This is a genomic window from Nannocystis pusilla (assembly GCF_026626665.1).
GTDB classification, from domain to species: Bacteria; Myxococcota_A; Polyangia; order Nannocystales; family Nannocystaceae; genus Nannocystis; species Nannocystis pusilla.
Map to the genome: position 1 here is coordinate 5258217 of NZ_JAPNKE010000002.1, position 21323 is coordinate 5279539.

The window sequence follows — 21323 nt, forward strand, 5'->3', positions numbered from 1 at the left end:
GCTGCTCGCCTCCTTCACTTTCGAAATGGGCCCATTGGAATCCACCATCTTGATCACCGGCTCCGCGGGCCTCGTCGGCACCGCGCTGGCGGCTCGGCTTCGCAGCCGCGATTTCGGCGTCCGCACCTTCGACCTACGCGACCCTCGTCCGGCAGGCCGCGGCGACGTCCGCGACCTCGAGGCCGTGCGCCGCGCCGTCTCGGGTTGCAGCGGAATCGTACACCTCGCCGCCGTCTCGCGCGTCGTCTGGGGCGAGCGAGATCCGGAGCTCTGCCGCGCGACCAACCTCGGCGGCACGCGTCGTCTCCTCGAGGCCGCCCTCGCTGCGCCCGCGCGCCCGTGGCTGATCTTCGCCAGCAGCCGCGAGGTCTACGGCCAGCCCGCGAGCTTGCCCGTCGAGGAGGACGCCCCGCTCGCGCCGATCAACGTCTACGGCCACACCAAGGCCGCTGGCGAGCACATGGTCGCCGAGGCTCGCGGTCTCGGCCTGCGCGCCGCGGTCGTGCGCCTGTCCAACGTCTACGGCAGCCTCGCCGACCATCACGATCGCGTGATCCCGGCCTTCGTGCGCGCCGCGGTCCGCGGGCACGGTCTGCGCGTCGACGGAGCCGATCACACCTTCGACTTCACCCACGTCGACGACACCGCGCGCGGCATCGCGGCGCTCGCCGAGCTGCTCGCCCGCGGCGAATCGCCGCCGCCGCCGATCCATCTCCTCACGGGTCGACCGACCACGCTCGGCGAGGCCGCGGTCCTCGCGGTCGAGCTCGCCGGGACTGGGGCCCCGATCGTCACCGCGCCGCCGCGCCAGTTCGACGTCGCCCGCTTCTACGGCGACCCCGCGCGGGCCCGGCGATGGCTCGGCTGGGAGCCCCGCGTGACGCTGCGCGAGGGCCTCGCGCGCTTCATCGCCGCGGTGCGAGCCGAGGAGGCGGTCGCGCCATGAAGATCGTCCAGGTCATCCACGGCTATCCGATGCGCTACAACGCCGGGTCCGAGGTCTACACCCAGACCTTGTGCCACGGCCTCGCCGAGCGCCACGAGGTCCACGTCTTCACGCGCGAGGAGGACAGCTTCGCCGCCGACGACGCCGTCAGCCGCGAACGCGACCGCGACGATCCGCGGATCGCCCTGCACGTCGTCAACAACCCGCGCAGCCGGGACCGCTATCGCCATCCCGGGATCGACCGCCGCTTCGCCGAGCTGCTCGACCACGTCCGCCCCGACATCGTCCACGTCGGCCACCTCAACCATCTGTCGACATCGCTCGTCTTCGAGGCCTCACGACGCGAGCTCCCGGTCGTCTACACCTTGCACGATTACTGGGTCATGTGTCCCCGGGGACAGTTCATGCAGACCCACCCGGCCGATCCGCTCGACCTGTGGGCCGCCTGCGACGGGCAGGACGACCGCAAGTGCGCCGAGCGCTGCTACGCCCGCTACTTCTCCGGCGCCCCGGACGAGCACGAGCGCGACCTGGCCCACTGGACAGATTGGGTCGCGCGCCGCATGCGACACCTCCGCGAGGTCGTCGAGCACGTCGACCTCTTCATCGCCCCCGCCCGCTACCTGCGCGACCGCTACCGCGATGAATTCGGCCTCCCCGAGCGCAAGCTCGTCTACCTCGATTACGGCTTCGACCGCGCCCGCCTCGCCGGCCGGTCGCGCCGTCCCGGCGAGCCCTTCACCTTCGGCTACATCGGCACCCACATCCCGGCCAAGGGCATCCATCACCTGCTCGCCGCTTTCGGCCGGCTCCGCGGCGATGCCCGCCTGCGGATCTGGGGCCGCCCGCGCGGCCAGGACACCGAGGCCCTGCAGGCGCTCGCCCGCGACTTGCCCGGCGACGCCGCCGCGCGCGTCGAATGGCGCCCCGAATACCGCAATCAGGAGATCGTCCGCGACGTCTTCGACCACGTCGACGCCATCGTCGTCCCCTCGGTATGGGTCGAGAACTCGCCGCTCGTGATCCACGAGGCCCAGCAGGCCCGCGTCCCCGTCATCACCGCCGACGTCGGCGGCATGGCCGAATACGTGCACCACGAGGTCAACGGTTTGCGCTTCGCCCACCGAGATCCCGCCGCGCTCGCCGAGCAGATGCAGCGCCTGGCCGACGCCCCCGCGCTCGCGCAGCGGCTCGGCGCGCGCGGCTACCTCGGCAGCGAGGACGGTGACATCCCCGACATCGGCGAGCACGTCGCCGCGATGGAGGCGCTCTACGCCGACGTCCTGCGCCGCCGCGACTCGGCCCGGGTGCCCGTGCGACGGGGCCCCTGGCGCGTCACCTTCGACACCAACCCCGACACCTGCAACCTGCGCTGCATCATGTGCGAGGAGCACTCGCCGCACAGCTTGCTGCAGATCCACCGCAAGCAGTCGGGCAAGCCGCGGCGGGAGATGCCGATCGAGCTGCTGCGCCGCGTCTTCGTCGACGCCGCGCGCGGCGGCATGCGCGAGATGATCCCCTCGACCATGGGCGAGCCGCTCCTCTACGATCATTTCGACGAGATCCTGGACCTCTGCCGCGACCACGGCGTGCGGCTCAATCTGACCACCAACGGCACATTTCCCCGCCTCGGCGCTCGCGCGTGGGCCGAGCGGATCGTCCCCGTCACCTCCGACGTCAAGATCTCGTGGAACGGCGCGACCGCCCGCACCCACGAGCAGATCATGCTCGGCGCGCGCTGGGAGCAGGTGCTGCAGAACGTCCGCGACTTCGTCGCGGTCCGCGACGCCCACGCGGCCGCCGGCGGCAATCGTTGTCGCGTCACCTTTCAGCTCACCTTCCTCGCCACCAACGTCGACGAGCTCGCCGACATCGTGCGGCTGGCGATCGACCTGGGGGTCGACCGCGTGAAGGGCCATCATCTCTGGGCGCACTTCGAGGCCATCGAGTCGCTGTCGATGCGCCGCGACCCGGCCGCGATCGCCCGCTGGAACGACGCGGTCGCGCGCGCGCGGTCGCCGAGGCCCGCCTGCTGGCGAACGGCCAGCGCGTCGTGCTCGACAACATCTTCCCGCTCGACCCGGTCGCGGGCGACGACATCGCCCGGGTGGTCCCTGCCCGTTCCTCGGCCAGGAGGCGTGGGTCAGCGCCGAGGGCCGCTTCGATCCGTGCTGCGCCCCCGACGCCCAGCGGCGGACGCTCGGCGAGTTCGGCAGCCTCCACCAACATGGCCTGATGGACATCTGGCGCGGGGAGCCCTACGACCACCTCGTCAAGACCTACCGCAACCGCGGCCTGTGCCTCGGCTGCAACATGCGCAAGCCGGTGGAGGCGTCATGACCGCGGCGCTCGACTGGTCGCGCATCCGCGTCGCCGACGACGACTCGCATCACGTGCTCGACGGCGCCGCGCTCTACCCCGGGCGTTTCGACGCCGTCCTCAAGTTCCACCCGCCGGGCCTGGCCCCGGTCCGCCTCGGAGGCGAGGCCTGGCACATCGACCCTCACGGGCGTCCGGCCTACGCGCGTCGCTTCTGCGCCACCTTCGGCTTCTACGAGGGGCTGGCCGCCGTGAGCGACCACGACGGCTGGCACCACATCCACCCCGACGGCAGCGAGCTCGCCGCGGCACGGCACGCCTGGTGCGGCAACTTTCAGGGCGGCCTCTGTACCGTGCGCGACGCAGAGGGCTCCTATCATCACATCGATCGCCAGGGCCGACCGATCTACAGCGACCGCTGGCGCTACGCCGGCGACTTCCGCGACGGCAGCGCCGTGGTCCAGCGCGACGACGGCCGCTCGAGCCACATCGACGCGCGCGGCCTTCCGCTCCACGACCGCTGGCTGCTCGACCTCGACGTCTTCCACAAGGGCTTCGCGCGCGCCCGTGACGACGCCGGCTGGACGCACGTCGATCGCCGGGGCCGCCCGGTCTACTCGCGCCGCTTCGCCGCGGTCGAACCATTTTACAACGGCCAGGCGCGGGTCGAATGTCATGACGGCAGCCTGGAGGTCATCGACGAGACGGGCCGGTGCCTCGCCCGGCTCCGCGGGCCGCGGCGCAGCGAGTTCCACGCGCTGTCGGCGGACATCGTCGGCGCCTGGCGGACCGACACGATCGCCGCCGCAGTCGAGCTCGGCGTCTTCGACGTCTTGCCTGCCGACATCGACGAATTGACCGCGCGCTGCGGCCTCTCCGTCGACGGCGCCCATCGACTGCTGCGCGCCCTCGCCGAGCTCGGCCTCGTCGAATCACAGGACTGCGCCACCTGGAAATCGACCGACCGCGGTGATTATCTCCGCCGCGATCATCCGCACGGCCTCGCCGACGCCGCGCTCGAGTCGGCCGGGCCGCTGCGCGCCCGCTGGTCGCGGCTCGTCGCCGCGCTGCGCGACTCGACCTGGCGCCCGCCCGACATCTTCCGCGAGGTCGCGGCTACACCTGCCCGTCGCGCCGCGCATCACCGCATGCTGCAGAGCTACGCGGCTCACGACTACGCGCCGCTGGTCGCCCGCCTCCCGGTGCCCGAGCACGGCGCCGTCCTCGACGCCGGCGGAGGGACCGGCGCGCTCGCCCGCATGCTCGCCGACGCCTGGCCGCGCGCCTCGTTCGCAGTGCTCGACCTCCCCGAGATCGTCGCCGAGCTCGCGCCCCACCCCCGCATCATCCCGCTCCCCGGCGACCTGTTCGCCCCGTGGCCGGCCACCGCCGACTTGATCGTCCTCGCGCGCGTGCTTCACGACTGGGACGACATCGACGCCGCCGCGATCCTGGCCCGCGCGCGCGAGGCTTTGCGAGCGGGCGGCAAGCTCGTCGCGCTCGAGCTGCTGCTCGCCGACCCTCACCCCGCCGGCGGCCTGTGCGACCTCCACCTGCGCGTCGTCACCGGCGGCCGCGAGCGCACCGAGCAAGCGTTCCGCGCCCTGTTCGCGGGCGCCGGCCTGCGCCTCTGCGCCTGCGAGCCGGCGGGCGAGCTCCTCCACATCCTCACCGGAGAACCTGCATGAGCGTGTCACCCCGCCGGACCTCGCGACGCACCTCGACGCTGCCCGCAACGCCTACCGCGACGCCACCCACGAAGAGGCGCTGAACCACAACCTCGCCCTCCTCGGCGCAGCCGAACAGGTGGGTCATCGGCTCGGGCAGATCCTCGGGCATCGCTTCATCGGGCTCTGTCAGTATCGACTCGACCGCCTGGAGGACTCGGAGCAATCCTTCAACCGCGCGCTGCAGCTCGCCGAGGACACCGGGGAGACGGAGCAGGCGCTGCTGATCCACAATCACCTGGCCGCGACTCTGGTCGGGCTCGGCCGCCTGGACCACGCTCACCAGCTGCTCCGGGACGCGCTGAGCCGCGCCGCGCTCCCCGAGCACCTGCACGCGCACGCCCGCCTCCTCGGCAACATGGGCGCGCTGTTCGACGAGCTCGGCCAGCGCGAACGGGCCGACGAGTGCTACGCCAAGTTCGAGGTGCTCCACGAGCTGCTGGGCAACCCGCACCGCCTGGCCAACGCCCGCGGCCTCGCGGCCCGGTCCGCCGAGCTGCGCGGGGACTTCGAGGTCGCCGAGCAGAAGTACAGGCAGGAGTTCGAGCTCGCCGAGCGCTCCGGCGATCCGCTGCGCCAGATCGCCGCGATCATGCACCGCGGCCGGATGGCCCAGCACCTGCAGCGATTCGACGAGGCCGAGGAGCACTTCCGCCGCGCGGTGACGATGGCCCACGAGCGCCCCTACGAGCGGCGACTCGTCCTCGCGTGCATCTCCTACGCCGGGTTTTTGCGCGAGCGAGGCGACTGGGTCGGCGCCCACGCCCTCCTGAAAGACGCCGAGTCGCACTACAGCCGTCCGGAGCAGCGCGCGCTCGTCCACCACGGCCTCGCGCTCCTGCTCCGCGAGGCCCGGCTGTTCGCCGAGTCGCTGTGGCACATGCAACGCTCGGTGAAGGCCCGCGACGAGATGTACCGGCCGCTGAAGGTCGAAGCGGTGCGGAAGATGGCGCAGCGGCGGCTGCAGGAGCTGCGGGAGTTCGTCCGCGAGCTGGTCCACGAGGCGTATCGCGTCGTCCGTGACGAAGAGGAGCTCGAGGAGCTCGCGCAGCTCGTCGATCAGGTGGAGGGCCCGAACGCCTGGCGCCGCTACCGCCAGGAGATCGAGCAGCACAAGGGCGAGCCGATCCACGAGCACTTGAAGACGCTGCGAGAGCAGGCCGAGTCCGTGTGGCGGAAGCTGCTCCCCGGCTTCGATGAGGTCCACGAGGAGACCCGCGACAAGCTGCGCCAGGCCGAGCTGTCCTACAGCAGCAGCGTCGACGACCTCGGCCGCAGCGCCCACCTCCTCGCGCTGGTGCTCGAGGGAGAGCTCAAGCGGCGCGTGTTCGACCGCGCACAACGCGGATTCACCGGCACGCACCCACCCAAGGAGGGTGGCAAACGCAAGGAGTCCTTTGCCACAAGGAATTCGTCGACCACAAAGAGAAGTCGAACGGACAGGCGCGAAAGCGATGGACCCTGAAGGACATGCTCAAGGTCTTCGCGGAGGTCGTCTCCGACGAGCAGGCCCCGCCGGGCGACTTCCTGAACCAGCTGCGCGACCGCCTGCGCCCGTGCCTGCCCGTCGTGCGTCGGCTCGCCGCGCTCGATCGACCGATCCAGTGCCTCGACAGATCCACCCACAACATCGTCGAGCTCCGCAACGCGATCGCCCATGGCGAGGGCACGAAGGACCTGCGACGGATCCAGATCGACGCGATCAAACGGACCCTCGCGCTCGAGCGGCCCTCCGCGGACGAGCCCACGATCTTGCAGGGCCTGCTGACGCTATGCCTCGAACCCGCGACGCACTGACCCCGCGCTGGCCGGAGCGCGTGCCCCCGCTGCCCGCGGACACGCCCACCGATCGCCCCGTCAGCCTGCTGCTCCGCCACGGCGAGCGTCCGCCGCTCGCAGCCGGCGAGGTCGGCCTCGCTCTCGCGCTCACGCCTGCCGGCCTGGCGCAGGCCCAGGCCCTCGGCGCCGCGCTGTCCGGGCGCCTCGGGCGGCTGCACACGAGCCCCATCCTGCGCTGCCGCGAGACCGCCGAGGCCCTGCGCGCTGGTGCTCGCACGACCCGCGCATGGACCGAGGACCACCTGCTCGGTGCGCCCGGCGTCTTCGTCGTCGACGGCGACCGCGCCCGCGAGCACTGGCACACCCGCGGCAACGAGGTCGTCCTGGAGCACCTCGCGTACGGCGACGAACGCTGGGCCGGGCTCGCCGAACCCAGGGCCGCCGCCCACCGCCTCGCAGCCCACCTCGCCGGGCCCCTGCGCGCCGCAGATGCCCCGGTCATCCACGTCTTCGTCACCCACGACGCCATCCTCTTGCCCGCGGTCGCCCGCCTGCTCGCCGCCGCGCTCGACCGCACCTGGTGCCCACATTTCCTCGAGGGCGCCGCCTTCTGGCGCGAGGGCGACGACCTCTGCCTCGCCTATCGCACGCTCCGCGGCCGCGTGGCGCTCCCTGTCGACTCCGAGCGCGCCTCGTAGACAAACCCCGAGCCGCTCGCGCTCCCCTGCACGCAGGTCGAAGCTCCCTCGACATGTCCCTCGAGACATGCCCCGAGAGACACCTCGATCACCTCTTCAGGGCCGGGCCACCGGCGCCCCGTCGGGCCGCTTCCACTCCGGCAGCTCCATGCCCAGCGCGAAGCCCAGGCTGGTGACGTACTCTCGCAGCTCGTTGACGACCTTCTGGCCCGACGAGGGCCGGTCCAGCAGGTCCTCCGGGCGCCACTGCACGAGCTCGCCGAGGTAGACGATCCCGGCCTGGTGGAGGATGTTCCAGCTGCGGACCGAGATCTCGAGTTCTTCGACCAGGGTATCGAGGCGCTCATCCATGGCTGCGTGACTTTGCCGAGGGTCTGCAAGCCGTGTCAAGCGGCCGCGGCCGGCTCCCGGCCCCCGCGCGCTCACCTGTCTCTCGAGGCAGCCGCGCTTCAGGTGCCGCAGCCTCCGCTCGGCTCACGCGCCGGCGGCCTCGGCGCGTCGACGTGCGTCCGCTCCCGAGCTGCCGGCGCGCCGGGGCTCGCCGCTCGCAAGCAAAGATGATGCTCGCAGGGACCTGTCCCTGCGAGCATGTCCTCTTGTTCAGCCTGCCCCCGTCCTCCGGCAGGCGTCCCCTCGCCGCTCACATATCGACCGACAGCCCGCTCGGCACCGTCAGCGGGATCAGGTGCGAGAAGTCGGGCCCCGCGTCGTCGCTGAGCGCGTGCATGAACGACGTCAGGTAGTCGATCGTCCACCAGCCGTAGACGTCGACGGTGGCCATGAGTGGGTCGACGCCCTCGGCGATGATCGCCGCCCGGTTCTCGAGGAATTGCGAGTGCATCGCCACCTCGTCGACGCTGTCGGTGATGTCGTAGTCGAGCAGCGCGTCCTCGGGGTCGCCGTAATGGCGGATGAAGTCCTTGATGTCGTTGTAATGGCTCTGCCGACCCCAGGGCCCGGTGTACATGACGTTACGCAGCGGCGGGGTGCGCCACGCGTACTTGTCGTCCGGGTCGCCGGAGATCCGCATGCGCCCGAAGTCGTCGAGGCCGCCCGGGCCGTCGCCGCCGGGGACCGTGTCGCCGGGCCCGAACTGCGGCGCCAGCGTCTTGTGAAAGTCCTCGTCGGTGAACCCGTTGCCGGCGTGGCAGGACGTGCAGTTGCCGCGGTCGCTGTCGAGGAAGTGGCGGGCCCCGACCAGCTGGTTGTAGGAGAGCGCGTTGTCGTCGGCCGGGATCAAGAGGCCCGTGTCCGGGTCGTAGCGGCCGACGAAGCGGTCCCACGGGGTGTCGTTGGAGAAGAAAGCGCGGAACTCGTAGGCCGCGATCGCGTTGCCGGCGTACGCGAAATGCATGTCTTCGAACGCGACGCCCGGGTAGGCCGCCTCGAACATGTCGACGTAGTCCGGGATCGCGCCCAGGCGGTCCATCATCATGCCCCACGCGCAGACGACGAAGTTGAGCGGCGGATTGTCGAGCGCGCAGTCGGTGGTGAAGTCGTTCTCGTTGGGGAAGCCGAGCATCTCCTGGTCGGTCACCTGCGGCATCATCGCCTGCCCGGCCGCGGCCCGCATGTCGGGGTCGAACGCGTCGTCCTGCCAGGAGAACGGGATGAAGGGACCGCCCAGCGGCGTCACGTAGCCGGAGGAGTCGATCGGCACCTTGTGGTCGACCGCCAGGCCGGTGCTGAGCTTGTGGAGGTTCCACAGCGGCTGCGTCGTCCGCCCGCCCACCAGCGCGCCCACGCGGGACGGGCCGATCCCGACGCCGCGGATGCCCCGGTTCATCGTCAGGTGGTCGGTCGTGCCGAGCCGCGGGTGGTGACACGTCGAGCACGACGTGTCCATGTTGCCGCTCAGGATCTTGTCGTAGAAGAGCGCCTCGCCGAGCTCGACCAGCTCGTCCGACGACGGCGGCGGCAGCTCGAGCGGCGTGATGCCGTTCTCCGCGATCAGCGCGCGGACCTGCGAGATGAGGTAACTCCGCGAACCGTAGGTGGTGAGCTCTCCGAACCCCTCGGTTTCACTCTCGGTCCCGACTCCGCTCTCGCTCTCGCTCTCCCCCGACCGCAGGCCGACCGGCTCGCTCGCCGGGGCATCGTCGCACGCGACCATGGGGATCATCGACAGCCACAGAACCGCCACAACACGATGCTTCAGCATGACACGCTCCAAGCAGGAGAACGACTCGGAATGCTCCGCAGAGCCCGTACGTCGTGGTTCACTTGTTCGGCGACTCGCCGTATCGCTACGTCACCTTTTCACTCACCCCAGCCCTGTCTCCGCGATCGCCCGCCGACCTCCCGCCCGTGCCACGAACCGTCGCACGAATGCCCCGCGGCCCACAAAAAGCTGGACGAACATTTTGCACGAACTATCCAGGTCGTCAAGGCGCGAACCGGCGATCGAGCATTCTTTTCGTTTCACCAGTGTCCACAATGTACCCCTGCCCCCTCCATCGCGCCCACACGCCTCGGGACTTTTCCGTAGTGAGCGGCCCAGACTCACCGGCCTCGATCGCGCCCGGAGAGTCGCACTCGCTCGCCGCTTTCAGCCACTGCGCTCATCCTTCGGTCCATCGTTTTTCTCGGCCCCTGTCGCTTTCACCTCGCGTCCTCACCCGCGCCCCTTTCGCTCGCAGATGCCTCCCGAGGCCCCCGGTAGCCCGGACGCGGGCGGCCCTCGTGACGCATGTCGCGTTGCATCATCTTGACGCGCCGACGCGCGGTCCCGGCTGTCCTGCCACGAACGCGATGTAGTCTGCAGAAATCGCGGACGAGACTGGATTTTCCGCCGACGCCTGGCTCGCGTCATTGGCGGCTCTCGGCAATGCCGACTCGCGGGCCCGCGCGTCCGCGGTCGCTCGGTCGGCGCGAATCGTACGCCCTCACTTGCCCGCGCCCACCAGCCCCTCGGTGACGTAGAAGAAGCCGATGCACATCTCGTCGTCGGTCCCGTAGCCCCAGGTGGTCGTCGCGTCGCGGCTCGTGGTGTCGTAGGTGCAGTCGATGCGCAGCGTGGTGCCCGCGCGGACCGGCCGCGGCTGCTCGTAGAACGCGAACTGCTGCCAGTGGAAATGATAGTCGTCGACCTGGGCCAGGCACGCCTCGTCGCTCGGGCCGGTCGCGGTCACGCGCATCTGCCGGCCGAGGCCGTGCATGTGCGGCCACACGCCCCACAGCGTGAAGTCCTCGTGGAGCTCCCTGGTGCCCGTCTCGACCACCGCCGACTCGCCCGGCGGGAGCTCGAGCACCACGTCCTCGACCCGCTTGATGTACGCCTCGTGCGGCACGCTCGCCGCCAGCCGCAGGTCGACCGCGGTCTGGTCGGGGAAGGTGCCGTGCACCCGGTTGTAGTGCATCTGCAGCACGGTCTTGCGCCCCGCGCCCATGCGCAGCCCCGTGCCCGCCGGCAGCTCGCGCCCGCGGTCGCTCGGGCCCGCGCCGACCAGCCAGCGCGACGGCACCAGCGGATCGCCGAAGCAGGTGTAGCCCGGGCCCGGGTCGGCCTCGTCGAGCGCGGCAGCGTCCGCCTCGTCCTCCGCGTAGTCGAGGGCGTACAGCGTGAGGTGGTGGACCATCTCGGGCTGGCCGAGGCGGATCTCGAAGGCCACCGCGAACGCGTCCTCGGCCAGCTGCGGATCGAGGATGAAGCAGCGGTAGATGTCGTCGAGCGCCTCGTCCGGCGTGTACGGCTCCGGCATCGCCAGCGTCAGATCGACGCGATCGAGCCGCCACGGCTCGGGCGGCTCCGGCGGGGCCGAGGCGGACTCGCCCGCGGGCGCGCCGGATTGCGCCCACGCGGCGAGGGTCGCGATGTCGTCCTCGGCGAGCCAGCGCGCGTCGACGTAGGTGTTGCAGGCGCCGCTGTTGTCGAGGTTGAAGGGCGGCATGCTGCGCTCGCCGGTGACGGCGGCGATCGACGCGGCCCGCGGCGCGACCTCGTCGTACGTGGTGAGGGGGAACGGACCGATCCCGCCGTCCTTGTGGCACTCCACGCAATTGTCGGCGAGGATCGGCGCGACCTCGCGGTGGTAGGTCGGCCCTTCGCGGTCGACCGCGGCGTGGCAGGTGGCGGCGGACCCGGCAGCGAGCGCGAGGCGGAGCAGCATGCGCGCAGACAAAGCACGAGCGCCGGCCGCAGCCAGGCCGGACGCCCCGGGCCGGTCTGCGAGGCGCACGCGGCCGCCGCAACAAACGCCCGTCGCGGGCAGCGGGGGCCTCGCCGCCAGGCGAGCGAGCCGACAGCGTCGGCGACCGGACGGCGCGTGGCAGTCGACGTCTCCTCGGGCCCGCGACGCGATCTCCGTACGAGCCTGGGGACGACCCTCCCCAATCCACGTCGGAGGATCTCCACTCTTTGCAAAGAGAGAACTCGAATGCGCGCATCACGAGCTCCTTCGTGCCGCCCCACCTGCGAATGACGCGGACTCCGGCGAGCCTCAGCATGTCGGCGCCTGACCGCAATGAGCAGCGAGCGCGCGGTCGCACCCGGCCCACCTCGTTCGTTCATCACACGCTCGAACCGAGGAAATGAATGCGCAATGCGCCGGCTCACGCGCGCGAGGCCGACGCGCCCCGGCCGGGCGGCCGCCCGCTCTCGGCTATCGTCGGCGGCATGACCTTTCGCGCCCTCGCTTCGCTCCTGCTCCTCGTCCCCCTCGCCTGCAGCCCCGAATCGAAGGACGACTCCACCGCCACCGATACGAATGATACCACCGGCACCACCGGCAGCACCGGCACCACCGGCGACTCGACCTCGGACTCCGAGACGGAGGCGTCCGGGCCCTCGCCCGAGGCCAACGAGGTCTGTACTGCCGCTTGCGAGAAGTTCAAGTCGTGCGCCGACGACCCGGCGATGTTCGACACCGCGGACTGCGTCTCGAGCTGCGAGTCGGGCATCGTGTTCCTCGGCATGAACAACCCGGGCACCCACTGCGCCGACACCGAGCTGAACCGCCAGGATTGTCTCTCGCAGGCCACCTGCGAGGAGATCGACGCCTACGTCTCACCCGACGACCCGCCCGACCAGGTGTGCCAGGAGTGGGACACCAAGCTCGCCGAGTGCGCGATCGAGTGACCCCTCCTCGTCACATTTCCCTCTCCTTTAAAAGAGAGGGTCGCGCCGTGAAGGCGCGCCCTCGACCCCGAGGGTCGCGGCGCCGCGAGAGCACCTGCCCACCCCGCTCACGGCGGAGCGACTCACCCGCAGCCCCACGCGATCTCGGCGCAGGTCAGGACGCGCCCGCCCTCCGCGCTCTCGCACGCGCCGGCGTCCTCGCACGCGAACGAGCCGTAGGCCGCGTCGGTGCCGGGCGGCACGCAGCCGCACGTCGAGTCGTCGTCACAGGCGGCCGGCAGCGGCACGCACGTCGAGCAGCGGTCCGAGCCGCCGACGATGCACAGCTCGGTCGCCGCGTCGCAGCGGCCGCCGTTGTCGCCGCAAGAGAACGTGCCGTCCTCCCCCACGGTGGCGCTGTCCTCGCGACCTTCGGGGCAGCCGAGCAGCAACGACAAGCACAGGGACCAGCGCGGGCGGAGCTTCAGCATCGGCCCACCCTACACCCGGCCGCGACCGCCGGGGCCCTCTCCCGCCTGGCGCTGGAGCGCGCGCGCGCGGAGCGAGCGCGGCGCGCCTGCGAGCCTGCTCGGCGGAGCCCTCACGCGCCGGGACCCTCGCGTCGCGCAGCGCTCATGTCCTGCCCAACACCGCTTCGAGACACTCTACACAGCCCTCGAACACGCCTGTTTACCGATGCGTCGCCGCTTCACATATGTCTTTCAGGGCATGCCCCTCCAAACATGCCCTTAAAACCATGTCTTTTTATCGCCGGCCGGCGCGCAGGCAGTACGCCAGCGCGTCGCGCAGCTTGGCGTGGACGACCACGCGCGACAGGTCGACGCCGAGGCCGACGATCGTCTGCGCGATCGACGGGCGGATGCCGGTGAGGATGCCCGCGGCGCCGAGCAGCGCGATCGCCTCGATCATCTTGATCAGGTGGCTCGCCGTGCCGGTGTCGACCACCTCGACGCCGGTCAGGTCGAGGATGGCGAAGCGGGCCCGCGTGCGCGTGACCGCCTGCAGCAGGGCGTCCATGAGCTCCGCCGCCCGCGCCGTGTCGACCAGGCCGACGATCGGCAGCGTCAGCACCCCGTCCCAGACCTCGATGATCGGCGTGGCGAGCTCGTGGATGACCGCCTGCTGGCGCTCGACGAGCTCGAGCTTGGCGCGCAGCTCGACCTCCGCCAGGGCGGCCTCGCTGATGTTGAGCGACACCCCGACCAGCCGCGCCTCGCTCCGTTCGTCGCACACGGGGACGTACCAGGTGTCCCAGTACTGCCCGTACAGCGGGGCCGAGCGGGTGTGGGCCGGCTCGCCCGCGATCGCCCGCGCGATCAGCTCGCCGTTGCCCTGCGCCTTGTACAGCTCGAAGATGTTCTTGCCGATCAGGAAGTCGCGCGGCAACCCGGCGCGCTCGTTCGCCTTGCCGGCCTGGTGGAGGAACACGCCGCGCTCGTCGACCGCCCACACCACGATCTCGAGGTTGTCCTGGATCGCCGCCAGCAGCGTCGACTCGAGCGCCGCCCGGGCCTCGGCCGCCCGGCGCGCGCCGACCTCGTGGCCGTACAGCCGGACCGCCCCGTCCGCCACGCGCTGCGACCACGCCTCGAGCCACCACGCCCCGTCGGGCCGGCGGATCGGCCACACCCGCGGCGCGTCGTCGCCGGAGGCCAGCGCCGCCCAGCTTCCGTGACCAGCGGCAGCACCTCGGCCATGGCCCGGCCCACCGCGGCGGCCCCGGCTGTCCCGAAGACCAGCTCGGCGCGGCGGTTCCAGCGGGTGATCACCCCCGCCGCGTCGACCTCGATCACCACCAGCGGCGCCCCGTCCAGCTCGTCCCCTGCGTCCATCTGCGGGTGGTGTATCCGAGACCGCGGCCGCCGTCTTCCTCTCCATTCGCCAGCCGGCAGGCCCGCGAAATTATTGCCCTATTAACATGTCCCGAAGTACAGGTCACTCGCCCGCGGCCCTCTGCAGGGGGCGCACCCGAGACAGGGATTGCCGAGTTCCCCACCATTCGCCAGCCGGCGCGCCCGCGAGTCCATTGCCCTAGTGACCTGTCCCGAGATACAGGTCAGTCGCCGAGCGCCCGGAGGCCGCGGCCCACTCCGTCCATTGGCCCGCCGGCGAATCGATCGTCCTGGCATCCTGTCCCGAAGTACAGGTCACTCGCCGCCGGCCCCGGAGGCCGCCCTCGCGCCCGCGGCCCTGTCGCCCGCGATCGCCCGGGCCCGCAGGTCCGCCCGGCGCACCAGCTCGCAGGCCCGCCGCACTTGCCCCGGGAGCCGCACCAGAGTCAGCGCCGGGCCGATCCACAGCAGCCGTCTCCAGCCGGCCCGCCGCAGCGCCGCTCCGGTGACGCGCGAGCCGAGCGCTGCGAGGGTCGCCCGGCGCAGCAGGGCTCCCAGCGCCGCCCGCCCGCGCCCCGGCGAGCCGAGGCCGCAGGCCAGGCGCCAGCCGTCGGCCACATGGGCCTCGCACAGCTCCGTGCGCGTGAGCTCGGCGATGACGACGGCCAGCACCGCGCCCCGGTCGACCTCCGACTCTCGCCCCGCCAGGGCCCGCCGGACCGCGTCGGTAGCGATCGCCAGCACCGCGGCTTCGGCCCCGGCCGCCACCAGCGCCCCGCCGATCGGCCCGGTCGCCAGCTCAAGGCCGTCGCAGCCGCCCGCACGCCCCCGGCAGCCAGCACGTGCCCCGCCCGCGCCCCGACCCGGCCCCGCACCCGCCGGGCCCGCTCGGCCGTCCACGCCCCCGCCGCCGACCCGCGCACCCGCCGGGCCTGCTCGGCCGCCCATACTCCCGCTGCCTGCGCCGCCGCCGACTCCCGCGCTCGTCCGACCTGCTCGGCCGTCCACGCCCCTGCCGCCGACCCGCGGACTCGCCCGACCTGCGCGGCCGTCCACGCCTGCACCGTCTTCAACGCCCGCACCCCTCGCGGCTCCCTGCGCAGCTCGGTCATCGCCGCGAGGATCGCAGAAAAGTCCTGACAATCGCGCGCCGCCAAAGCGACCTTCTCGCGACGCGGCCTGCTAGCCTCCGCGCCTCGCATGCACTGGACCGCCGAACAGCGAGCGATCCTCGCGCACCCGCTCGACGCGCACGCGCTCGTCCACGCCGCGCCCGGCGCCGGCAAGACCACCACCCTGGTCGGGCGCGTCGCCCGCCTGGCCGAGCGGGTCGACGGCGAGCGCCTGCGCGTCGTCATGTTCAATAAAGCGATTCAGGAGACCTTCACCGCCCGCCTCGAGGCCGCGGGCATCGCCGGCGTCAAGGTCACCACCTTCGACGCGCTCGGCCTCGAGGTCCTCGGCCGCGCCGAGCGCCGCGGCCTGCTCACGCGCCCGCTCGAGGTCGCGGCCTTCCGCACCCGCGAGTGGGCCCAGCTCGTGCATCGCAAGTTCGCCCGCAAGATCGAGTCGGCCGACGACATCGCCGCCGCCGTCGGCTTCTGGAAGGCCCACCTCGTCACCCCGAACCGCGCCGCCTGTGGGGACGCCCCCGAGCTGGTCGAGGCCTACCAGGCGCTCGAGGAGCTGCGCACCCGCGGCGGCCAGGCGCTGCAGGTCGACTTCCCCGACATGGTCTACACCGCGGTCGCGGTGCTGCGCCGCTACCCGCGGCTGCTCGGACCGATCGATCACCTGCTGGTCGACGAGTTCCAGGACGTGAACCCCGCCCGCGTCGAGCTGCTGCGCCTGCTCATGCACGAGCACACCACCCTCATGGCCGTGGGCGACGCCGACCAGGCCATCTACGAATTCTCGGGCGCCCATCCCCGCTTCTTCCACGACTTCGCCGCCACCTTCACCCACCGGCCCACGCGCACCTATCCGCTGTCGCACAGCTTTCGCTTCGGCGAGACGATCGCCGCCGCCGCGCGGGCCCTCATCGCCCACAACGACGAGCGCTTCCCGATCGAGGTCGTCGGTCGCGGCGCCCGGCCCGGCACCATCGAGCGCACCGACGACGTCCCCGGCACCATCGCGCGCCTGCTCTCCGCCGGGCACCGGGCCGACGAGATCGCCGTCCTTTACCGCGGCCGCCTGCAGGGCACCAGCGTGCTCGCCGAGCTCGCGGCGCGGCGGATCGGCATGGAGACCGACGACCTCGACTTCGTCCGCAAGGGTCGCGGCCCCGAGCTCGCGCTCGCCTACCTCCGCTTCGCCACCAGCGACGCCCCGGTCGGCTTCGACGACGCCTGGGCCGTCGTCTTCGCGCCCGACCGCTACATCCGCAAGGAGGCGTTCGCCGGCCAGGTCCGCAAGCTCGGCAGCAAGGGCCTGCGCGCGGTCCTCGGCAACAAGAAGGCCGCCCGCGACGCCGACCAGCCGCGCGGCGCCATCGAGTCGATGAGCGCGCTCGCCGACCTGCTCGCGCGCATGGGCAAGTGCCGCACCGCCGGCGCCGCCCTCGACCTGCTGGTCGCCGAGACCGACATCCCCGCGCAGCTCGCCGGCCGCAAGCGCTCCGAGGCCGAGGCCGAGCAGGCCGTCGCCGGCTTCGAGGCCGTGCACACCCTGCTCAAGGGACTCAAGGTCGGCCCCGCCGAGGCCGCGCAGGCGCTCGCCGAGCTCGACCCGCGCGCCGGCAAGCCCGCCGAGCAGTGCGTGGGTCTCGACGATCCACAAGGCCAAGGGCAAGGAGTGGCGCGCAGTCCTGCTGCCGCGCCTCACCGACGGCCTGTGCCCCGCCGCTCGCCAGGACCAGGCGCTGGGCACCGTCGACGCGCCCGCCGGCGTCGACCAGAGCGACCCGCTCGAGCAGGAGCGGCGGATCTTCTACGTCGGCCTGACGCGCGCCAGCGAATGCGTGTACCTCGAGGTCACGCCGCACGCGCCGAGTCGCTTCGTCGCCGAGCTCGGCCTCGCCAAGCCCGCCCTCGTCGCCCCGGCCAGCAAGCCCCGCGTGCGCAAGCCGGCCGCCAGCGAGGGCCAGACCCGCGCCTGGCGGCCGATCGAGGACGACGCCCTGATCGCCGCGCGCGACGCGGGCGAGGACCTCGACGAGCTCGCCGAACGCCTCGGCCGCAGCCGCCGGGCCGTCGATGCCCGCCTCGAGATCCTCGACGCCATCCGCCAGCGCACCGAGGCCAGGCGCCGACGCCTCGCGGAAGAGGAGTGAGCAGCCGTCGCGCCGCGCGATCACTCGCGCGACCGCAGGACGACCAAGCGAGTGAGCAGCCGTCGCTCCGTGCGACCGTCGAATCGAGGCCCGAGGGCAACCAAGAACTTGAGCAGCCCAGCTCCGCGCGACCGTCGAATCGAGGCCGCCGTGCAATCAGGAACTTGAGCAGCCCTGCTCCGCGCGACCGTCGGATCGAGGCCGCCGGGCCACCACGCGAGTGAGCAGCCCCGCACCGCGCGACCCTCGAATCGAGGCCGCAGGGCGATCAGGAATTTGAGCAGCCCTGCTCCGCGCGACGGGCGGATCGAGGCCGCGGGGCTCACGGCCCCTGGTGCGGCGGTCGGGCGCCGCGGTCGACCGGAGGCTCGGGCGGAGCCTCGCGCTCGTCATGCCGGCCCCACGCAGTCAGCCCGAGCACCAGCGCCACGGCGCCCGCAGCCACGAACACGGAGCGGGCCGCGGGCCACTCGGCGAAGCCCAGCAGCCAGGGCAGCGCGACCAGCAGCGGCGCGAGCGACGACTCGAGCATCCCGTGCGCGCCGTAGCGAACCGCGCAGACCGAGCCCCACGGATAACACGTGAGCTGCGACAGCAGCCACAGCCCGAGCACGAGCAAATAGCAGGCGATGGTGGCGACGCGAGGCGTGCCCGCCGGAAACCACGCCGGGGCGAGCGCCAGCGCGAAGACCAGGGCCATGTCGAGAGCGCCGTGCGCTCCGGACGGCAGTATTCGTATACCCGTCGAGCGGCTCACACACCCGTCGTAGCGCGAGTCCCGGCTCCCCGCATTGCTGGCGAAATCCCCTGCCCCTCGCGCCGAGCCCGCCTGCGCCCTTCGCTGGCAAAATCCCTGCCTCCCGCCGCGTCCGTCTGCCATCGCCAGCGCTCGTCGTCTCGCCCGCGCCGAGCCGCCGCCATCGCGGCGCGGGGCCGGCCGCTGCCGCCTGCCTGCTATGATACGCTGCGCTCGCCCGGCCCCGACCGCTGATTCGGAGCGCCCTGGAAATCCCCGGACGCGGCCACGTCGACCTCGCCGCGCGGCACCACACGCGGTCCCGCGCGGGCGGCGGGCGAGCGGCCGCGCCGCGACGGCTCGCCCCACGAACCCTCCCGCGAACCCTCGCGCAGGGCCGCGAGCGTGCGTGAGAGAGGCGCTGTCCCGCGATTGTCAAGCCTGAAAATTGCGGCGAGGCAGGTTCACGAATCACACAACCCGCTCGCGCGCGCACCTCTGAACCAAGTCTGCAGACGAGAGCGACTCCGCGGGCGACAGCGCCGTAATCGCCGGACCACGCCGCGACAGGCGGGTTTTCGACGGCTGAGCCCGGTCGAGCGCAAATGACCCGAGGGGGCTGTGAACCCCGAATCTCCACTGTCCGGAGCGTCCGGTTTAATGCCGGTGATCGGTGTCATAAACACGTGCGATTGTTGCGGACCGGGCGCTGCCGGCTATCGTAACATCCCCCCTGGACACATTCCCCTCATGCAAAAATACCATCTTGACCGTAACATCTCATTGGTCCTCGCCAACTTGCTCGTGATGACTCTGTCGGGATGCAACAATCCGACGCCGGGCGAAACCGAATCCGGCACCACGACGGACACCACGACTGACGGCACCGACACGGACGCCACGGACACCAATCTGACGCCCGGGCAGCCCACCGACACGTTGCCGCCGACGTCGACCGAGCCCGCCACGGACACCGAGCCCCCGACCTCGACCACGGTGGGCCCGACCACCGAGACCGGCCCCTCGACCGACACCGACACGACCGACACCGACACGACCGACACCGAGACTACGGGTGAGCCGGCGATCGAGGTCGTGCGCGTGTGGGCGACCGCCAACCCGCCGCTGCTCGAGCAGGACCGGATCGTCGCGCTGACCCCGGCGCTCGACGCCGCCACCGCGACCCTGACCGTCGGCGGCGACGTCGTCAGCATCCAGAGCGTCGCGGTGACCCAGCAGGGCCACGCGATCGTCAGCTACGACGCGCCGGGCACCACCGGCGGCGTCATCATCAAGAACGACCTCGCCGACAACCCGCAGGACGGCCCGCTCGGCCTCGGCGACCGCGTCATCCGCGGGCCGGCCACCGGCCTCGTGGCCCCGAAGGGCGTCGAGGTCGGGCCGATGGGCTCGTTCCTGGTCGCCGACACCGGCGCCGCCGCGATCAAGGTGTTCGAGTTCGGCGCCGAGGGCGACGCGGCCCCCACCTTCGAGATCACCGACCTGGGCAGCTCCGAGGCCGTGTGGGACGTGCATTACGTCGCCAACGCCGACGTGCTGTACGCGGCCGGCACCAACGGCGAGGTCCAGGTCTACGAGGACTTCTCGAACGCGATGGGCCAGACCGGCCCCGACCGCACGATCGTCCCCGTCGAGGGCGGCACCAAGGTCTCGGTCAACCTGCACGGCATCACCATCGTCGGCGACAACCTGTTCCTCAGCGACGTCGGCGACCCGATGGAGACCACCGACGGCCAGCTGTTCCGCATCGCCGACCCGGCCAACGCCGAGGGCGACGTCGAGGTGGCGCAGAAGATCGCCGGCGGCGACCTCGGCAACCCGGTCGACCTCGAGGTCACCGGCGGCATGGCGAGCACCCTGTGGGTGGCCGAGAAGGCCAACGACAAGCTGCTGCGCTTCCGCCCGCCGCTGCTCGGCGAAGACTTCGAGCTGGTCGACAGCGTCGACGTCGCCAAGCCCGAGTCGATCGCGCTGGCCACCAACAACCGCCTGATCCTCGCCTCCAACCCGGCCGGGCTCGACCTCGACGGCGTGCTCGAGGTCGAGGTGCCGCTCATCGGCGCCCCGACGATCACGGCCACCATCGACCGCCTCGGCTCGATCACCTCGATCCAGAGCATCGCCCTCGCCGGCGCGGGCGACGGCCTCGTCGGCTTCGACGGCACCCCGGCGTCCGACGGCGCCGGCGTGTTCTCGGCGGCCGCCATCGTCGACGCCGAGGACGGCGCGGCGATCGACGCCATCGGCACCCGGATCTGGGGCCCCGGCACCGGCCTCGTGGCGCCCAAGGGCATCACCCTGAACGCCGCCGGCGACCGCCTGTTCGTCGCCGACCTCGGTGACTCCTCGATCAAGGTGTTCGACCCGGTGACCTTCGGCGACGCGCCGCCGCTGTTCGTCATCGCCGAGCTCGGCGGCGGCGCGGGTGGGACATCGACTACGACGACGCCAACGACCGGCTGTTCGCCGCCGGCGTCGACGGCACCGTGCGCGTGTTCGACAACGCCCTGGCCGACGAGGGCGCGAGCGGCCCGGCCCGCACCTTCACGCCCGCCAACGACAACGCCGAGCCGATCGGCGTCAACCTCCACGGCATCCAGTACGACCCGGTCAGCAACAACCTGTTCTTGACCGACGTCGGCGACGTGATGTCCGACGCGGATGGCGCCATCTACGTGATCGCCGGCGCCGACGCGGCCGAGGGCGACGTCGCGGTCGCCACTCACATCGCCGGCGACCAGACGCACCTCGGCAACCCCGTCGACCTCGCCTTCGACGGCGCGCACCTCTACGTCGCCGAGAAGGCGCAGTCGATGGTGCTCCGCTACAGCGACATCCTCGGGCTCACCGGCGCCCAGAACGTCGCCGAGGACGCGTTCATCGAGGTGACCAACGCCGAGTCGGTCCGCCTCGA

General features: G+C 71.8%; 16 protein-coding genes and 2 pseudogenes. 9 read left to right on the top strand and 9 right to left on the bottom strand.

The window, feature by feature from the left end; translation table 11 throughout:
- Positions 1-34 precede the first annotated feature (34 nt).
- Both OV079_RS23235 and OV079_RS60625 read left to right on the top strand, forming a co-directional pair.
- A complete protein-coding gene (locus OV079_RS23235) occupies positions 35-946 on the top strand; it encodes an NAD-dependent epimerase/dehydratase family protein (protein WP_267771050.1) in 912 nt (303 codons plus the stop codon).
- On the top strand, positions 943-4953 hold the full coding sequence (locus OV079_RS60625; protein ID WP_276602781.1) for a methyltransferase: 4011 nt from the start codon (positions 943-945) through the stop codon (positions 4951-4953). The genes OV079_RS23235 and OV079_RS60625 overlap by 4 nt, the downstream gene beginning before the upstream one ends.
- Here OV079_RS60625 and OV079_RS23255 read toward each other — a convergent pair.
- The gene (locus OV079_RS23255; protein WP_267771051.1) at positions 4934-5080 is read right to left on the bottom strand and encodes a hypothetical protein; all 147 of its coding nucleotides are present in this window, start codon (positions 5078-5080) and stop codon (positions 4934-4936) included. The two genes, OV079_RS60625 and OV079_RS23255, sit on opposite strands and share 20 nt — an antisense overlap.
- Here OV079_RS23255 and OV079_RS23260 point away from each other — a divergent pair.
- From OV079_RS23260 to OV079_RS23270, 3 genes are read left to right on the top strand one after another with little or no spacing between them, the layout of a single operon-like run.
- On the top strand, positions 5072-6457 hold the full coding sequence (locus tag OV079_RS23260) for a tetratricopeptide repeat protein (protein ID WP_267771052.1): 1386 nt from the start codon (positions 5072-5074) through the stop codon (positions 6455-6457). The two genes, OV079_RS23255 and OV079_RS23260, sit on opposite strands and share 9 nt — an antisense overlap.
- A 5-nt stretch (positions 6458-6462) precedes the next feature.
- Entirely contained in the window at positions 6463-6789 is a 327-nt protein-coding gene (locus OV079_RS23265) for a hypothetical protein (RefSeq protein WP_267771053.1), read from the top strand.
- Positions 6765-7469 (top strand): histidine phosphatase family protein, encoded by a 705-nt coding sequence (locus OV079_RS23270; RefSeq protein ID WP_267771054.1) that lies wholly within the window; start codon positions 6765-6767, stop codon positions 7467-7469. The genes OV079_RS23265 and OV079_RS23270 overlap by 25 nt, the downstream gene beginning before the upstream one ends.
- A 96-nt stretch (positions 7470-7565) precedes the next feature.
- Here the strand turns inward: OV079_RS23270 and OV079_RS23275 are convergent, their stop codons facing one another.
- The 3 genes from OV079_RS23275 to OV079_RS23285 form a co-directional block, all read right to left on the bottom strand.
- Positions 7566-7820, bottom strand: coding sequence for a DNA-directed RNA polymerase subunit alpha C-terminal domain-containing protein (locus OV079_RS23275; protein WP_267771055.1), 255 nt, complete (start codon positions 7818-7820; stop codon positions 7566-7568).
- A 289-nt stretch (positions 7821-8109) separates the two neighbouring features.
- A complete protein-coding gene (locus OV079_RS23280; RefSeq protein WP_267771056.1) occupies positions 8110-9630 on the bottom strand; it encodes a cytochrome-c peroxidase in 1521 nt (506 codons plus the stop codon).
- 724 nt (positions 9631-10354) lie between these two features.
- Positions 10355-11578, bottom strand: coding sequence for a monooxygenase (locus OV079_RS23285; protein ID WP_267771057.1), 1224 nt, complete (start codon positions 11576-11578; stop codon positions 10355-10357).
- A gap of 506 nt (positions 11579-12084) precedes the next feature.
- Here OV079_RS23285 and OV079_RS23290 point away from each other — a divergent pair.
- The gene (locus OV079_RS23290; protein WP_267771058.1) at positions 12085-12546 is read left to right on the top strand and encodes a hypothetical protein; all 462 of its coding nucleotides are present in this window, start codon (positions 12085-12087) and stop codon (positions 12544-12546) included.
- Between the two features lie 122 nt (positions 12547-12668).
- On the opposite strand, the gene OV079_RS23295 is transcribed toward OV079_RS23290, so the two are convergent.
- From OV079_RS23295 to OV079_RS23305, 4 genes and pseudogenes are all read right to left on the bottom strand, one after another.
- Positions 12669-13016, bottom strand: coding sequence for a hypothetical protein (locus OV079_RS23295; RefSeq protein ID WP_267771059.1), 348 nt, complete (start codon positions 13014-13016; stop codon positions 12669-12671).
- Between the two features lie 274 nt (positions 13017-13290).
- Positions 13291-14175 carry an STAS domain-containing protein gene (locus OV079_RS23300; RefSeq protein WP_267771060.1) on the bottom strand — a complete coding sequence of 295 codons (885 nt, stop codon included), beginning with the start codon at positions 14173-14175 and terminating at the stop codon, positions 13291-13293.
- A gap of 56 nt (positions 14176-14231) precedes the next feature.
- Positions 14232-14378: pseudogene (locus tag OV079_RS58430) on the bottom strand (hypothetical protein); the annotation flags it as partial.
- 315 nt (positions 14379-14693) lie between these two features.
- The gene (locus tag OV079_RS23305; protein ID WP_267771061.1) at positions 14694-15146 is read right to left on the bottom strand and encodes a hypothetical protein; all 453 of its coding nucleotides are present in this window, start codon (positions 15144-15146) and stop codon (positions 14694-14696) included.
- A 432-nt stretch (positions 15147-15578) separates the two neighbouring features.
- Here OV079_RS23305 and OV079_RS58435 point away from each other — a divergent pair.
- Together OV079_RS58435 and OV079_RS58440 are read left to right on the top strand one after the other, a co-directional pair.
- Positions 15579-16325 (top strand): annotated as a pseudogene (locus OV079_RS58435) (UvrD-helicase domain-containing protein); the annotation flags it as partial.
- Between the two features lie 865 nt (positions 16326-17190).
- The gene (locus OV079_RS58440) at positions 17191-17652 is read left to right on the top strand and encodes a hypothetical protein (protein WP_420829535.1); all 462 of its coding nucleotides are present in this window, start codon (positions 17191-17193) and stop codon (positions 17650-17652) included.
- A 322-nt stretch (positions 17653-17974) separates the two neighbouring features.
- Here the strand turns inward: OV079_RS58440 and OV079_RS23315 are convergent, their stop codons facing one another.
- The gene (locus OV079_RS23315) at positions 17975-18352 is read right to left on the bottom strand and encodes a hypothetical protein (protein ID WP_267771063.1); all 378 of its coding nucleotides are present in this window, start codon (positions 18350-18352) and stop codon (positions 17975-17977) included.
- Between the two features lie 843 nt (positions 18353-19195).
- Here OV079_RS23315 and OV079_RS23320 point away from each other — a divergent pair.
- Positions 19196-21040 carry a hypothetical protein gene (locus OV079_RS23320; protein ID WP_267771064.1) on the top strand — a complete coding sequence of 615 codons (1845 nt, stop codon included), beginning with the start codon at positions 19196-19198 and terminating at the stop codon, positions 21038-21040.
- Positions 21041-21323 lie beyond the last annotated feature (283 nt).